We start from the raw sequence: 13,425 nt of genomic DNA, 5'->3' as shown, positions 1-13,425 counted from the left end.
ACCGGCGGACACGCCTTCGATGGTGGCACGCGGACCGCCGGACGCGCCGCCGCGCCGCTTCGCCCCGAGTGAAACCGGACGGGAACACACCCCGCCGCGAACGAGTCGCGACCGGCAGGTCGGCGGTCCGCGGGCGGCGGTCTGCGGGCGGCGGGGTCAGCCGGTGCGGGGGAAGCCGGAGATCCCGCGCCAGGCCAGCCGGGCGATGATCTTCTCGGCGGTGTCCTTGGGGATCGCCCGGTGCTGGGACAGCCAGTAGCGGGCGCTGACCTCGGCCATGCCGACCAGGCCCATGCCGAGCAGGTGCGCCTCGTCGCTCGGGGCGTCGGTGTCCTCGGCGATGACCTGGGCGATCATCTCGGCGCACTGCTGGTTGGCGCGGTCGACGCGGGCGCGGACGGGCGCCACGTTGCGCAGGTCGGACTCGAAGACGAGCCGGTACGCCTCGCCGTCGCCGGCCACGAAGTCGTAGAACGCCTGCATGCACGCCTGGACGCGCAGCTTGTTGTCGGTGGTGGACTCCAGCGCCTCGCGGACGATCTTCACCAGCGCCTCGGCGTGCTCGTCGAGCAGCGCCAGGTACAGCTCAAGCTTGCCCGGGAAGTGCTGGTAGAGCACGGGCTTGCTGACGCCCGCGCGCTCGGCGATCTCGTCCATCGCGGCGGCGTGGTAGCCCTGCGCGACGAACACCTCCTGCGCGGCGCCGAGCAGTTGCCTGCGGCGCGCCAGCCGCGGCAGCCGCGTGCCGCGGGGGCGGGCATCCGGGGTCGCGGTCACCACAGTCTCCGATCACCGATTCGCGGCGGGACGATCGCCCGGCGCGTTATATACGATCTCTTCATCCTACGTGCGGGTAACCTCATGCGACACCAACGGTCCCGGGAGAGGCTCCTTCACGCAGGTCAGTGTATTTCCGACGGAGCGCCCGCAGGGACGAACGCGGGAACGCGGCCGGGCGCCCCCGGCGGCCCTCCCGGCCCGGGTCCGGCGCCGTCGCCGGGTCAGTGCCGGGTCCGTGCCGGGTCGGTGTCGGGTTGGGTGTCGGGTCGGGCGCCGGGTCAGCGGTAGTCGTCCTCGTCCAGGCTGATCTCGCGGCGCTGGTCGGCGGCGTCGGCCTCGTCGGCGTCGAAGGGCAGCTGCGCCGTCCACTCGCGGGGCTGCTCCTCCTCGCCGGGGGCGAGGTCGGCGCGCTGCTCGGCGGTGTCGGCCTCGGGCGCCTCGTCGGGCACGGGCTGTTCACGGTCGTCGGTCTGGCTCATCACACGTCCTGCCTTCGTACGCGGGTGGGTGGCGGCGTTCCTCCTCGACGCATGCGTCACAGGCGTCCGGCCAGGTCGCGCAGCGGCGGCTCCAGCGACTCGCCGTACGTCGGGAACGCGTGCACGACGTCGGTGAGCAGGCTCAGCGGTGTCTCCGCGCGGATGGCCAGCGCGATCTCGCTCATCCACTCCTCAGCGTAGAGCCCGGCCGCGGCGGCGCCGATCAGCAGTCCCCGTGAGCGGTCGGCGTACAGTTCGACACGGCCGCGGTCGTCGGTGTCCACCGCCGCCCGCGCCGTCGCCGCGAGGTCGTACCCGGAGGCGACCAGGTCTATGCCGAGTTCGCCCGCCCGCGCCGGGGAGAGCCCCACGGCGTAGACGGTCGGCGTGGTGTGCACGACCCGGGGGATCGCCCGGTAGTCGGCCTCCCGGCGCCGCCCGAGCAGGTTGGAGAGCACCACGCGGGCCTGGTAGCGGGCGGCGTGGGTGGTGCGGGCGACGCCGGTGACGTCCCCGGCGGCCCAGACCCGCCCCGCCTCGGACGGGACGGCGCACGTCGCCTCCACCGGGACGCCCCGCCCCGGAACGATCTCAACGCCGAGGGACTCCAGCCCGAGGCCCGCCACGCGCGGGCGGCGCCCGGCGGCGACGAGGACGCGGTCGGCGTCCAGCGTCCCGCCGTCCGACAGCCACAGCCGCACGCCCGACTCCTTGCGCTCGACCTGCCCGAGCGCGACGCCGAGCCGCAGGTCGACGCCCATCCGGCGCAGCGCGTCGGCCAGCGCCTCCCCGGCGAAGGGCGCCTCGGCGTCCAGCAGCCGCCCGGCCGCCTCGACCACGCTCACCTGCGAGCCGAACGCGGCGTACACCTGCGCCATCTCGCAGCCGACGGGCCCGCCGCCGAGGACGACGAGCCGGCGCGGCAGGTCGGGCACCGACAGCGCCTCGTCGCTGGTCCAGACGGGCACGTCGGCGAGGCCGTCCACCGGGGGCAGGACGGGTTCGCTGCCGGTGCAGACGACGAGGTCGCCGTAGGCGTGCTCGACGCCGCCGACCTCGACGGCGCCGGGGCGCACGACGCGCCCGCGGCCGCGCAGGACCGTGACGCCGTCCCGCGCGAGGCGGGCGACCGCGCGGTCGTCGTGGCGGTGGGCGGCCAGCTCGTCGCGGCGGGCGACGGCCAGCTCCCAGGTCTCGCCGCGCCGCGCCGACAGCAGCAGCGAGGTGGACGGCACGCACGCCAGATACGGCGACAGCCCCCCGACCAGGTGGTCCTCGACGAGTGCGACGTCGCGGCCGGCGCGGGCGAGACCCGCCGCGACCAGCTCCCCGGCCGTCCCCCCGCCGAGCACGACGGCCCCGTGTTCGTTCTTCGACAACTGTTCATCCTCCAGCACCCGCAGGATGTCCCCGTGGTTCCCCATGGTGGCGGATCCCGGTGCCGGAGCGTGCCGGTTCGGACACAAACGGCGTCAGGGCAGCGGCTGCCGGTCGCTCAGCAGCGGCTGGAGGAGGTCGCCGTGCTCGTCGACGCGCGCCAGCGCGTCGGCGGGGGAGAAGCGCAGGTCGGCGGCGTCGTCGCAGGCGCCGAGCTCGTCCCAGGTCACGGGCGTGGACACCGCGGGCTCGTCGGCGGCGCGCAGCGAGTAGGGCGCGACGGTGGTCTTGGCGGGGTTGTTCTGGCTCCAGTCGACGAAGATCTTCCCCTTGCGGAGCCGCTTGTCCATCTTCGCCACCACGAGCCCGGGATGCTCCTCCGCGAGTCGCCGCGCCGCCGCCCTGGCGTAGTCGGACGTCCGCGCCGACTCCTTGATCGGGACGTAGAGGTGCAGGCCCTTCTTGCCGCTGGTCTTGGGGTAGGAGTCCAGGCCGTCCTCGGCGAGCAGGTCGCGCAGCAGGTGGGCCACCTCGCACGCCTCCACGACTGTCGCGGGCGGCCCCGGGTCGAGGTCGAACACGACCAGGTCCGCGTCGTGGACGGCGCCGCGCGGCCCCACCTTCCACTGCGGCACGTGCAGCTCCAGCGCGGCGAGGTTGGCGCACCACACGAGCGTGGGCAGGTCGTCGACGACGACGAAGTCGAGGGTGTCGCGGCCCGTGGAGCTGCCGGGGGTCGGGATCGTCGCCGTCCGCACCCAGTCGGGCGTGTGGGACGGGGCGTTCTTCTCGAAGAACCTGTCCGCGCGCACCCCGTCCGGCCAGCGGATGCGGGTCGCGGCGCGGTCCTTCAGGTGCGGCAGCATGACCGGTGCGACGCGCGCGTAGTAGTCGATCACCTCGCCCTTGGTGAACTCGGGGTAGAGCTCCTTGTCCAGGTTGGACAGCTTCAGCCGCCGCCCCTCGACCTCCACGTGCTCACTGCTCAAGGCTGACCTCCAGGGGGTCCTTGTCGTCGCGCAGCCCGCGCCAGGACGGGTGCCGCAGCCGCCCGTCCCTGGTGCGCGAGCCGTAGGCGACCTCCCCGACGAGGCGGGGCTCAACCCACTGGGCGTCGCGGGTGAACTCGCGCGGCACGGCCTCGTCGTAGGGGCTCCCGGCGCGGCGCAGCGGCCACAGCGTGCCGTACAGCTCGTCCAGCGCCCGATCGGTGAAGCCGGTGCCGACATGCCCGACGAAGCACAGCCGGCCCTTCCCGTCGTACTCGCCGAGCAGCAGCGAGCCGACCCCGCCCTCGCGCCGCCCCTTGCCGGGCTTCCAGCCGCAGACGACGACCTCGCGGGTCATGAAGTTCTTGACCTTGCGCCAGAAGTCGACGCGGCGGCCGGGCCGGTAGGGGGAGTCGAGCCGCTTGGCGAGCACCCCCTCCAGGCGCTGCTCCACGGTGAAGTCGAGCAGCTCCTTGACCTGGCCGGTGTCGCCGCCGTGCAGGTACGGGGGGACCTCCACGGGGCCGGTGCCGGCGAGGTCCAGCTCGGCGAGCAGCGCGCGGCGCTCGGCGTAGGGGACGTCGTACAGCCCGCGGCCGTCCACGCGCAGCAGGTCGAACGCCACGTACCGGACGGGGACCTCGCGGATCAGCCGCGGGTCGGGGCGCCCCACGTGCATGCGGCGCTGGAGGCGCTCGAAGCTCGGGCGCCCCTCCTCGAAGGCGACGACCTCGCCGTCCAGGACCACGTCCCGGTCGGGGAGGAGGTCGGCCAGGCCGGACAGCTCGGGGTAGCGTCCGGCCACGTCGCCGCCGCGCCGCCCGCAGGCGCGGACTCCGGCGGCGGAGACGTGGGCCAGCACGCGGACGCCGTCCCATTTGAGCTCCAGGCCCCAGCGGTCGCCGTCGCCCGGGAGGTCCCCGGTGACGGCCATCATCGGTTCGACGGGCCAAGGCGTGGTCATACCCGCGTCCTACCCGTTGCCCGCGCCGGAGAAAAGGATCAACGGCTCGTTGTGGAGCAAATCGAACGAGGTTGCGACGCTAGGGGGAGGAACGCGCTGGGTAAGGAGAGATCATGCGCAGTATCTGGAAGGGCGCGATCTCGTTCGGGCTGGTGACGATACCGGTGAAGCTCTATTCGGCGACCGAGCAGCGGGACGTCGCCTTCCACCAGGTACACCGCGAGGACGGGGGCCGGATCAAGTACAAGCGGGTCTGCACGGTCGACGGCGAGGAGGTGTCCTACTCCGACATCGCCAAGGGGTACGAGCTGCCGAGCGGCGAGATGGTGATCCTGACCGACGAGGACTTCGCCGACCTGCCGCTGTCCTCCAGCCGCAGGATCGACGTCCTCCAGTTCGTGGAGCGCGACGAGGTCGACCCGATCTACTTCGCGAAGTCCTACTACCTGGAGCCGGACGCGCAGGGCGCCAAGCCCTACGTCCTGCTGCGCGACGCGCTGGAGGAGTCGGGGCAGGTCGCGATCGTCAAGGTGGCGCTGCGGCAGCGCGAGTCGCTGGCGACGCTGCGGGTGCGCGGCGGGGTGTTCGTGCTGGAGACCATGCTGTGGCCCGACGAGGTCCGCGCGGCCGACTTCCCCTTCCTGGAGGAGGACGTCGAGGTCCGCAAGCAGGAGTTGACGATGGCGACGTCGCTGATCGAGTCGATGGAGGGGGAGTTCGACCCCGGGGAGTACAAGGACGCCTACCGGGAGGCGCTCCAGCAGGTGATCGACGCGAAGGTGGAGGGGCGGGAGGTCACCCGCCCGGCGGAGGAGGAGGCGGCGGAGCCCGCCGCGGACCTGCTCAGCGCGCTGCGCGCGAGCGTCGAGGCGGCGAAGAAGGGGCGCGGCGAGCGGAAGCCCGCCGGGGGCAAGGGGTCCTCGGCCAAGTCGGGCGGGAAGAAGGAGCCGGCGAAGAAGGAGCCGGCCAAGGGGCGGAGCCGGAGCCGCAAGTCGGCCTGAGCCCGCCGCCGACGGGACGGCGGCGGGCGGCCCGTGGTGTTCAGACCGGCGGATTCAGAACGGCACGTTGGTGCACAGGAGCCGCGTCCCGGCGCCCCCGCTCCTGGGGTCGGTCGGCTCGGCGTGGATGACGATCGAGCCCGCGGCCCGGTGGGCGACGAGCCCGCGGTGGACGGTCCGCGCCTTGGCGGTGCCGTCCCTCCTGACCTTGAGGTCGAGCCAGATCTCCTTGTCGCGGAGCGGGGCCTTCGACGAGATCCTCGGGTCGCGGTAGTGCTCGCCGGCGTCGGCGGGGTTCTTGCCGCACGCCTTCCGGTGGACGTGGGCGCCGAACGTGCGGCCCGCGGTCTTGGCGGGGAACCCGGTGGCCTTGAGGTTCACGATCGTGCGGCGCCCCTGCTCGGCGACGAGGATCTCCGTCCGGACGCCCGAGTAGGCGGGGTCGTGGACGTAGGTCGGGCCCACCGAGATGATGTGCGGGTCCTCCCGGGGCGGCTCGCCGCGCGCGGACGCGTCGCGGGCCATCGCGGGGACCGGGAGCGAGGCCAGCGCGACGCCGGCGGTGGCCAGCGTGAGGGCGGCGCGGACGGTCAATGGCATGATCTTCCTCTCCGTGGGACCGGTGCCGGCGACCGGTGGCTCACGATCATGCCTACGCGCCGTCGTCGGACGGGCGCGCGGAGTTCCCGTGTCGGGTCAAGAAGAAGGCCGGGCGGGGAGGAAGTCCGCCTGGCCGGGGGGCGGGGACGGAAACGCGGGCGGGGGCGGGCGCGGGGTCAGCCGTCGCGGCGCGCCGACAGCACGCGGGCGAGCGCGGACGCGGCGGCCTCCGGCTCGGCGCACGGGCAGATCCGCTCGCCCCAGCCGTAGAAGTAGGACCATGTGCCGCCGGGCTGCTCCAGGACGGCGATGACGTTCTCGTTCAGCCCCCGCATCTCGGGGTTGGCGACCAGGGCGGACGGCCACCGGTCGGCGTGCGCGGCGACCTCGACGATCCAGCCGCCGGACCGCAGGACCTCGGTGAGCCGTTCCAGGTGCGCGAGCGCCGCCTCGGCCTCGCTGATGGCTTGCACGGACATCGTGCTCTCCCCCCAACAAGAATCCCGTTCAGTCTGGCGCCGCCGAGAGGGAGATCACAAGCGGTTCGGGCGATGTGGCCGGGGCGGGAAACGGCGAGGTGGGGCGAAGGATCACCTTCGCCCCACCTCGTCGTATCACGTCCGGCCGGTACCGGTCAGGACACGGGCTCCAGCGCGGCCGGGGACGGGTGGTCGTCCTCCCGGATCCCGTACCGCGCGTACAGGCGGCCCAGCGGGCCGGGGGCCCACCAGTTCGCGCGCCCGAGCAGCCGCATCGTGGCGGGCACGAGCAGCGCCCGCACGACGGTCGCGTCCAGCACGATCGCCAGCGCCATCCCGACCCCGACCATCTTGATGAACGTGACCCCGGACGTCGCGAACGCGCCGATCACGACGATGAACAGCAGCGCCGCGCTCGTGATGATCCCGCCGGTGCGCTGCACGCCGGCGCCGACGGCGGCGGTGGTGGAGCCGGTCAGGTCGTACTGCTCGCGCACCCGCGACAGCAGGAACACCTCGTAGTCCATCGAGATCCCGAACAGGATCGCCAGCATCAGGATCGGCATCGCGGGGGACACCGAGCCGGTCGCGGTGAAGTCCAGCGGGCCGGACAGGTGGCCCTCCTGGAAGACCAGCACGAGCGCGCCGAACGTCGCCCCGAGCGTCAGCACGTTCATCACGATCGCCTTCAGCGGCAGGATCACCGAGCCGAACGCGAGGAACAGCAGCACGAACGTGGCGCCGCCGACGAGCAGCGCGAGCCAGGGCAGCGTCGCGCCGATGCTGGAGAGCTGGTCGACGATCTCGGCGGTCGAGCCGCCGACCTCGACCTTCGCGCCGGGCGGGGCAGGGACGTCCCGGACCCTGTCCACCAGCGCCCGCGCCTCGCTGGAGTTCGGGTCGGCGTCATAGCGCAGCGCGATACGGGTGGTCGTCCCGCCGTTCGCGGTGTTGGTGCCGGTGACGGCCGCGCCGGTCACGCCGTCCAGCGCGTCCAGGCGGTCCCCGTACGCCTGGATCGCCGCCCGGTCGGACGTGCCGGTCACGACCGCCTCGATGGGGTCGGTCACGTTGCGCGGGAACTGCGTCTCCATCGTCTCGGCGACGACGCGGGCGTCGGCGCCCTCGGGCAGGGCCTTGGCGTCGACGCCGCCCCAGTTGATCCGCAGGGCGGGCGCGCCGAGGACGCCGAGCAGCACGACCGTGGCCGCGACGTAGACGACGGGACGGCGCATCACGCTGTGCGCGAGGCGTCCCCACCAGCCGTTCGCCCGGCCCTCGGCGCCGTGCGCGGCGGCCGCCTTCCTGCGCCGCCGGATCGACAGCGCGTTCACCCGGGTTCCGAGCACGGCCAGCAGCGCGGGCAGGACGGTCAGCGCGCCGACCATGCAGACGAACACGGTCGCGATGCCGCCGTAGCCCATCGAGCGCAGGAAGTTCTGGTCGAACAGCAGCAGCCCCGACAGCGACACCGCGACCGTGACGCCCGACACCGCGACGGTGCGCCCGGCGGTGGCCATGGTGGTGGCGAGCGCGTCCTCGATCGAGACGCGGTCCGGGTCGCGGGCGATCTCCTCGCGGAACCGGCTCACCATGAACAGCCCGTAGTCGATGGCGAGGCCGAGCCCGAGGAACGTGGTGATGTTCACCGCGAAGATCGACACGTCCGTGACGTAGGTGAGCAGGTGCAGCGCGGTGAACGAGCCGAGGATCGCGACGCCGCCGACGGCCAGCGGCAGGCTCGCCGCCACCAGCCCGCCGAAGATCAGCACGAGCAGCACCAGCAGGATCGGCATCGCCATGCCCTCGGCCCGGCCGATGTCGGAGGCCACCCGCGAGTTGATCGCGGTGCCGGTGCCGACGAGCCCGCCGACCTTGGCGGTGAGGCCGCCGTCGACCTCGGTGAGCCGGTCCTTGACCGCGTCGTAGGAGTCGTCGCGGGCGCCGTCGTCGGACCCGGCCAGGCGCAGCACGGCGTAGGTGGCCGTCCTGTCCTTGCTGACGAACTGCGGCGATCTCGCCGTCCAGTACGTGACGGCGGCGGTGACCTCGGCGCGCGGCAGCGCGGCGAGCGCCCGCTCGACCGAGGCGCGGTAGGCCGGGTCGTCGACCGTCATCCCGGGGCGGCCCCGGTAGAGGATCACGACGTCGGCCTGGTCGCGGCCGAGGTCGCGCTCGGCGGTCGCCGCCGCGCGGGCGCTCTCGCTGTCGGGGGTGTTGAAGCCGCCCCCCGAGGACAGCGCGCCGAAGACGCCCGTGCCCCAGACGGCGGCGACGACGAGCAGCGCACCCGCGACCGCGAGGACCGCGCGGCGGCGCCGGTGGACCCACCGGCCCCATTGATCGAACATGGTCGTCCTTCCTGCGGGTAATCAACCATCACGAGAGTTAACGCTGTTTAGAGTGAATGGTGTTAACTTTGCATACGAGCTTCACTATCGTCAAGGGTGTTTCTTGAGGGATCATGCGACCGGGACACGGAGGAGCAGAGGGGCGGCGGAAGGTGACGACACGGCGGGACCGGCTGCGCGCGGCGACGGTCAAGGAGATCTCCGAGACCGCGCGGCGGATCCTCGTCGAGGAGGGCGCCGACGCGGTCACGCTGCGCGCGATCGCCCGCGCGATGGGGATGACCGCGCCCGCGCTGTACCGGTACTTCGGCAGCCACGGCGAGCTGCTCCGGCACCTGGTCGGCGACATCTTCACCGAGCTGACCGAGGACCTGCGCGAGGCGATGCACGGCGTCGAGGGCGGCGACCTGAGCGGCAAGTTCCTCGCGGTGTCCCGGCGGTTCCGGCTGTGGGCCTTCGCCCATCCGCGCGAGTACGCGCTGCTGTTCGGCACCCCCGTGCGCGGCACCCTCTACGAGGAGGAGGACTCCGACTTCGCCGAGGAGTGCGCCCGCAAGTTCGGCTGGACGTTCATGGCGCTGTTCATGGAGCTGTGGCGCAAGCGGCCCTTCCCCGTCCCCTCCGACGACGAGATCGACCCGGCCCTGTACGCGCAGCTCGTCCGGTACCGCGAGGAGGACCTCCGGGTCGAGCTGCCGATCGGGGTGATCCAGCAGTTCCTCGCCTGCTGGATCCGGCTCCAGGGGAGCGTCAGCCTGGAGGTCTTCGGGCATCTGGACTTCGCCCTGGACGACGCCGCGCCCATGTTCGAGCTGATGCTCTCGGAGATCGCCGGCGTCCTCGGCCTCACCTACACCCCGCCGAAGGGCGAGGGGTAGCGGCGGCGCGGCTGCCAGGTGGTCCACGGTGCGTCCTTCCGGGAGGGGATGCGCCCCACTCTCGGCGCCGCGGGCGGGACGGCGCGTCCGCCGCGAGGACGGCGCCGCGGCCTCCCGGAGGAGGCGCCTCCTCCGGTCGCAGGAGCCGCGCCGGCGGGCCCGGCTCGTACGATCGGGACGTGCTGATGCGATGGATGGAGCGGGCGTTCGACGGAGGCTCGGGCCCCGCCCGGCTCGTCGTGCTGGCCGTGCTCGGCCTCGGCGACCTGCTGCTGCTGCACCGTCCGCAGGACGTCACCGACGGCGCGATCGTGTCCGCCGGGTTCGCCGCCGCCTTCGCGGGCGTCCTGCTGCCCTCCGCCAGCCGGGCCGCCCAGGTGGCGCCGGTCACCGCCGCGGCGCTGCTGGTGCTCGGCGACATGCTGCACGCGCACGCCGCGGTCACGCTCAAGGGAATGATCGCGATCACGCTGTTCGAGCTGGCGCTGCGGCCGTGCCGGGGCCGGGCGCTCGCCGCCGTCGCGGGCCTGGTCGCCGCGCTGGTGTGCGTGCACGCGGTCGGCACCGCCGAGGACGTCCCGCCGACGCTGTTCCGGGTCGCGGTCCTGGTCGGGCTGCCGATGCTGCTCGGCGCCTACATCCGGCTCACCCGCGAGCGGTTGGAGGAGCAGGAGCGCTCGCGCCGCTCGCAGACGGTCGCCGCGCGGGCGGGCGAGCGCGCCGCCATCGCCCGCGAGCTGCACGACCTCGTCGCGCACCACGTGTCCTCGATGGTGCTGCGGGTGGGGGTGGCCCGGCACGTCCTGCCCTCCGCCGACCCGCGCGTCACCGAGGTGCTGGACGACCTGCACGCCTCCGGCGCGGCGGCGCTCGCCGACCTGCGCCACCTCGTGGCCGTGCTGCGCGACCCGGGCCTCGCCGAGCCGGGCGTGCCGCTGGTCGAGCGCGCCGGGCTGCCCGCCGCGCTGGAGGCGGCGCTGGAGCGCGGCCGGGGCGACGGGCTGGAGATCGCCGCCGACATCGACCCCGGTGTCGCGGGGCTGGACGCCGTCCGGCGGCTGACCGTGCTGCGGATCGTCCAGGAGGGGCTCGCGAACGTCGCCCGGCACGCGGGCCCCGGCGCGTCGGCCGCGCTGTCGGTGCGGGTCGGCGGGCAGGCCGTCCGGCTGGAGATCACCGACGACGGCGCCCGCGCCGCCAGGGCGCCGCGCGCGGCGGGCGAGCCGGGGGCCTCGGGGCACGGGCTCGTCGGGATGACCGAGCGCGTCGAGCTGCTCGGCGGCACGCTCGCCGCCGGGCCGCGCGAGCACGGCGGCTGGCGGCTGCTCGCCGAGTTCCCCGCCCCGGACCTCCCCCCGGGCGAGGGCCCGCCCGTGGGGGCCGAGCCGTCGGGGAGGGCGGCGTGATCCGCGTCCTGCTGGTGGACGACCAGCACCTCGTCCGGATGGGGCTGCGGATGCTCTGCGACTCCGCGCCCGACATGGAGGTCGTCGGCGAGGCCGGGGACGGCCGCGACGCGCCGCGCCTGGTCGGGGAGCTGAGCCCGGACGTCGTGCTGATGGACCTGCGCATGCCCGGCGTGGACGGGATCGCCGCGACCCGCCGGATCACGGCGGCCTGGCCGTCGGTGCGGGTCGTGGTGCTCACCACCTTCGACGACGACGACCACCTCTACCCCGCGCTCGCCGCCGGGGCGTTCGGGTTCATGGTGAAGGACGCGCCGCCGCCCGAGCTGCTGCGCGCCGTGCGGATGGCGGCGGGCGGCGAGTCCCCCTACAGCGGCGATGTGCTGCGGCGGCTCGTCGACCGGGCGGTGCGGGCCCGTTCGGAGCCGCGGGAGGAGGACGAGCCGCGGCCCCCGGCGGGGCTGACCGCGCGCGAGGCGGAGGTGCTGGCGCTGGTCGGCGCGGGCCTGTCGAACCGGGAGATCGGCGACCGGCTCCACCTCGGCGTCACCACCGTGAAGACCCACGTCGCGAACCTGATGCGCAAGACGGGCTGCCCCAACCGGATCAGGCTCGCCGTCCTCGCCGTCCGGACCGGCGTCACGCCGCACTGAGACCGAGCCGCACCGGACAGCCGCACCGGAAACAAGAGACCCCCGGAACCGTGACCGGTTCCGGGGGTCCCGCACACCCGCCTGGCAGCGGGTTGGCTCAGTGCCGGCTCGGTATCGGCTCAGTGCCGGATCAGTAGGACGGCTGGCTCGGGTCGATCTGCTTCACCCAGGCCAGCACGCCGCCGCCGACGTGCACGGCGTCCGCGAAGCCCGCGTTCTTGACCACGGCCAGCGCCTCGGCCGACCGCGCGCCCGACTTGCAGTGCAGGACGATCTTGCGGTCCTGCGGGAGGCGCTCCAGCGCCGAGCCGTTCAGGAACTCGCCCTTCGGGATCAGCGTCGCGCCCGGGATCGAGACGATCTCGTACTCGTTCTGCTCGCGGACGTCCACGAGGAAGATGTCCTCGCCGCGGTCCTGCATGCCCTTGAGGTCGTGGACGGAGATCGTGGACTGCGCGGCGGCCTCGGCGGCCTCCTCGGAGACCGCGCCGCAGAACGCCTCGTAGTCCTCCATCAGCTCGGTCTGCGTCGGGTTCTTCCCGCACAGCGGGCACTCCGGGTCCTTGCGGACCTTGACCGAGCGGTAGGTCATCTCCAGGGCGTCGTAGATCATGAGGCGGCCGACCAGCGGCTCGCCGATGCCCGCGAGGAGCTTGATGGCCTCGTTCACCTGGATCGAGCCGATCGAGGCGCACAGCACGCCGAGCACCCCGCCCTCCGCGCAGGAGGGGACCATGCCGGGCGGCGGCGGCTCGGGGTAGAGGCAGCGGTAGCAGGGGCCGTGCTCGGCCCAGAACACCGACGCCTGGCCGTCGAAGCGGTAGATCGAGCCCCACACGTACGGCTTGCCGAGCAGCACGGCCGCGTCGTTGACCATGTACCGGGTGGCGAAGTTGTCGGTGCCGTCCAGGATCAGGTCGTACTCGGCGAAGATGTCCATGATGTTGTCGCGGTCGAGCGCGGTGTTGTGCACCACGACCTCGATCAGCGGGTTGATCTCACGGACGGTCGCGGCGGCGGACTCGACCTTCGGCTTGCCGAGCGAGGACTGCCGGTGGATGACCTGGCGCTGGAGGTTCGACTCGTCCACGATGTCGAAGTCGACGACGCCGAGCGTCCCGACGCCGGCGGCGGCCAGGTACATCAGGGCCGGGGAGCCGAGGCCGCCCGCGCCGACGACCAGGACCTTGGCGTTCTTGAGGCGCTTCTGCCCGGCCATCCCCACGTCGGGAATGATGAGGTGCCGCGAGTAGCGGTTGACCTCGTCGCGGGTGAGCTCGGCTGCGGGCTCGACCAGAGGTGGCAACGACACGGTGATGCTCCTGTGCTGACGCTCGGCTGGTACGGGGGACGTCATGTCCTTACGGCACAACCTTGCCATGTCCAGCGGAATTCCCCGAGCGCGGTGTCCGCCTCCGGCGCGCCCTGACCCGGCTGTCAGGTGGTGATGTCGTGCCTGGGTGAAGCG

At 73.4% G+C, this 13,425-nt stretch carries 13 protein-coding genes; 4 read left to right on the top strand and 9 right to left on the bottom strand.

Annotation, left to right across the window (positions count from 1 at the left end):
- Positions 1 to 156: 156 nt before the first annotated feature.
- The 5 genes from GNZ18_RS24590 to ligD (GNZ18_RS24570) form a co-directional block, all read right to left on the bottom strand.
- Entirely contained in the window at positions 157 to 777 is a 621-nt protein-coding gene (locus GNZ18_RS24590) for a TetR/AcrR family transcriptional regulator (protein ID WP_214616804.1), read from the bottom strand.
- 281 nt (positions 778 to 1,058) lie between these two features.
- Positions 1,059 to 1,259 carry an Rv3202a family protein gene (locus GNZ18_RS24585; protein WP_156218919.1) on the bottom strand — a complete coding sequence of 67 codons (201 nt, stop codon included), beginning with the start codon at positions 1,257 to 1,259 and terminating at the stop codon, positions 1,059 to 1,061.
- 56 nt (positions 1,260 to 1,315) lie between these two features.
- Positions 1,316 to 2,683 carry a dihydrolipoyl dehydrogenase family protein gene (locus GNZ18_RS24580; protein ID WP_156218918.1) on the bottom strand — a complete coding sequence of 456 codons (1,368 nt, stop codon included), beginning with the start codon at positions 2,681 to 2,683 and terminating at the stop codon, positions 1,316 to 1,318.
- Positions 2,684 to 2,731: 48 nt separating this feature from the next.
- Entirely contained in the window at positions 2,732 to 3,625 is an 894-nt protein-coding gene (gene ligD, locus GNZ18_RS24575) for a non-homologous end-joining DNA ligase (RefSeq protein WP_156218917.1), read from the bottom strand.
- Positions 3,615 to 4,589 carry a non-homologous end-joining DNA ligase gene (gene ligD, locus GNZ18_RS24570; RefSeq protein WP_156218916.1) on the bottom strand — a complete coding sequence of 325 codons (975 nt, stop codon included), beginning with the start codon at positions 4,587 to 4,589 and terminating at the stop codon, positions 3,615 to 3,617. The genes ligD (GNZ18_RS24575) and ligD (GNZ18_RS24570) overlap by 11 nt, the downstream gene beginning before the upstream one ends.
- 113 nt (positions 4,590 to 4,702) lie before the next feature.
- On the opposite strand from ligD (GNZ18_RS24570), the gene ku reads away from it, so the two are divergent.
- Positions 4,703 to 5,590: a non-homologous end joining protein Ku gene (ku, locus tag GNZ18_RS24565; RefSeq protein WP_156218915.1), complete on the top strand. Its 888-nt coding sequence runs from the start codon at positions 4,703 to 4,705 to the stop codon at positions 5,588 to 5,590.
- Positions 5,591 to 5,644: 54 nt separating this feature from the next.
- On the opposite strand, the gene GNZ18_RS24560 is transcribed toward ku, so the two are convergent.
- The 3 genes from GNZ18_RS24560 to GNZ18_RS24550 all read right to left on the bottom strand — a co-directional run bounded on the left by GNZ18_RS24560 (position 5,645) and on the right by GNZ18_RS24550 (position 9,020).
- Positions 5,645 to 6,190 carry a superoxide dismutase family protein gene (locus GNZ18_RS24560; protein ID WP_156218914.1) on the bottom strand — a complete coding sequence of 182 codons (546 nt, stop codon included), beginning with the start codon at positions 6,188 to 6,190 and terminating at the stop codon, positions 5,645 to 5,647.
- A gap of 176 nt (positions 6,191 to 6,366) precedes the next feature.
- A complete protein-coding gene (locus GNZ18_RS24555; protein WP_156218913.1) occupies positions 6,367 to 6,669 on the bottom strand; it encodes a hypothetical protein in 303 nt (100 codons plus the stop codon).
- Between the two features lie 155 nt (positions 6,670 to 6,824).
- Positions 6,825 to 9,020, bottom strand: coding sequence for an MMPL family transporter (locus GNZ18_RS24550; protein WP_156218912.1), 2,196 nt, complete (start codon positions 9,018 to 9,020; stop codon positions 6,825 to 6,827).
- Positions 9,021 to 9,172: 152 nt separating this feature from the next.
- Here GNZ18_RS24550 and GNZ18_RS24545 point away from each other — a divergent pair, with 152 nt between their 5' ends.
- From GNZ18_RS24545 to GNZ18_RS24535, 3 genes are all read left to right on the top strand, one after another.
- On the top strand, positions 9,173 to 9,898 hold the full coding sequence (locus tag GNZ18_RS24545) for a TetR/AcrR family transcriptional regulator (protein ID WP_214616798.1): 726 nt from the start codon (positions 9,173 to 9,175) through the stop codon (positions 9,896 to 9,898).
- Between the two features lie 185 nt (positions 9,899 to 10,083).
- Positions 10,084 to 11,304 (top strand): sensor histidine kinase, encoded by a 1,221-nt coding sequence (locus tag GNZ18_RS24540; RefSeq protein WP_156219134.1) that lies wholly within the window; start codon positions 10,084 to 10,086, stop codon positions 11,302 to 11,304.
- The gene (locus tag GNZ18_RS24535) at positions 11,301 to 11,957 is read left to right on the top strand and encodes a response regulator transcription factor (protein ID WP_214616796.1); all 657 of its coding nucleotides are present in this window, start codon (positions 11,301 to 11,303) and stop codon (positions 11,955 to 11,957) included. Before GNZ18_RS24540 ends, GNZ18_RS24535 begins: the two co-directional genes overlap by 4 nt.
- A 130-nt stretch (positions 11,958 to 12,087) precedes the next feature.
- Here the strand turns inward: GNZ18_RS24535 and moeZ are convergent, their stop codons facing one another.
- Positions 12,088 to 13,269: an adenylyltransferase/sulfurtransferase MoeZ gene (gene moeZ, locus GNZ18_RS24530; RefSeq protein ID WP_312874707.1), complete on the bottom strand. Its 1,182-nt coding sequence runs from the start codon at positions 13,267 to 13,269 to the stop codon at positions 12,088 to 12,090.
- Between the last annotated feature and the right edge of the window lie 156 nt (positions 13,270 to 13,425).

It is taken from the genome of Actinomadura litoris, assembly GCF_009733595.1.
GTDB classification, from domain to species: domain Bacteria; phylum Actinomycetota; class Actinomycetes; order Streptosporangiales; family Streptosporangiaceae; genus Spirillospora; species Spirillospora litoris.
Note: the sequence above shows the minus strand (reverse complement) of the source record. Positions and strands in the feature narration are given on the sequence as shown.

Excerpts from the sequence above, each read along its gene's own strand:
- GNZ18_RS24560 (WP_156218914.1), bottom strand. The coding sequence starts at position 6,190 with ATGCCATTGACCGTCCGCGCCGCCCTCACGCTGGCCACCGCCGGCGTC.
- GNZ18_RS24585 (WP_156218919.1), bottom strand. The coding sequence starts at position 1,259 with ATGAGCCAGACCGACGACCGTGAACAGCCCGTGCCCGACGAGGCGCCC.
- GNZ18_RS24555 (WP_156218913.1), bottom strand. The coding sequence starts at position 6,669 with ATGTCCGTGCAAGCCATCAGCGAGGCCGAGGCGGCGCTCGCGCACCTG.
- GNZ18_RS24540 (WP_156219134.1), top strand. The coding sequence starts at position 10,084 with ATGCGATGGATGGAGCGGGCGTTCGACGGAGGCTCGGGCCCCGCCCGG.
- ku (WP_156218915.1), top strand. The coding sequence starts at position 4,703 with ATGCGCAGTATCTGGAAGGGCGCGATCTCGTTCGGGCTGGTGACGATA.
- GNZ18_RS24580 (WP_156218918.1), bottom strand. The coding sequence starts at position 2,683 with ATGGGGAACCACGGGGACATCCTGCGGGTGCTGGAGGATGAACAGTTG.
- ligD (WP_156218916.1), bottom strand. The coding sequence starts at position 4,589 with ATGACCACGCCTTGGCCCGTCGAACCGATGATGGCCGTCACCGGGGAC.
- GNZ18_RS24550 (WP_156218912.1), bottom strand. The coding sequence starts at position 9,020 with ATGTTCGATCAATGGGGCCGGTGGGTCCACCGGCGCCGCCGCGCGGTC.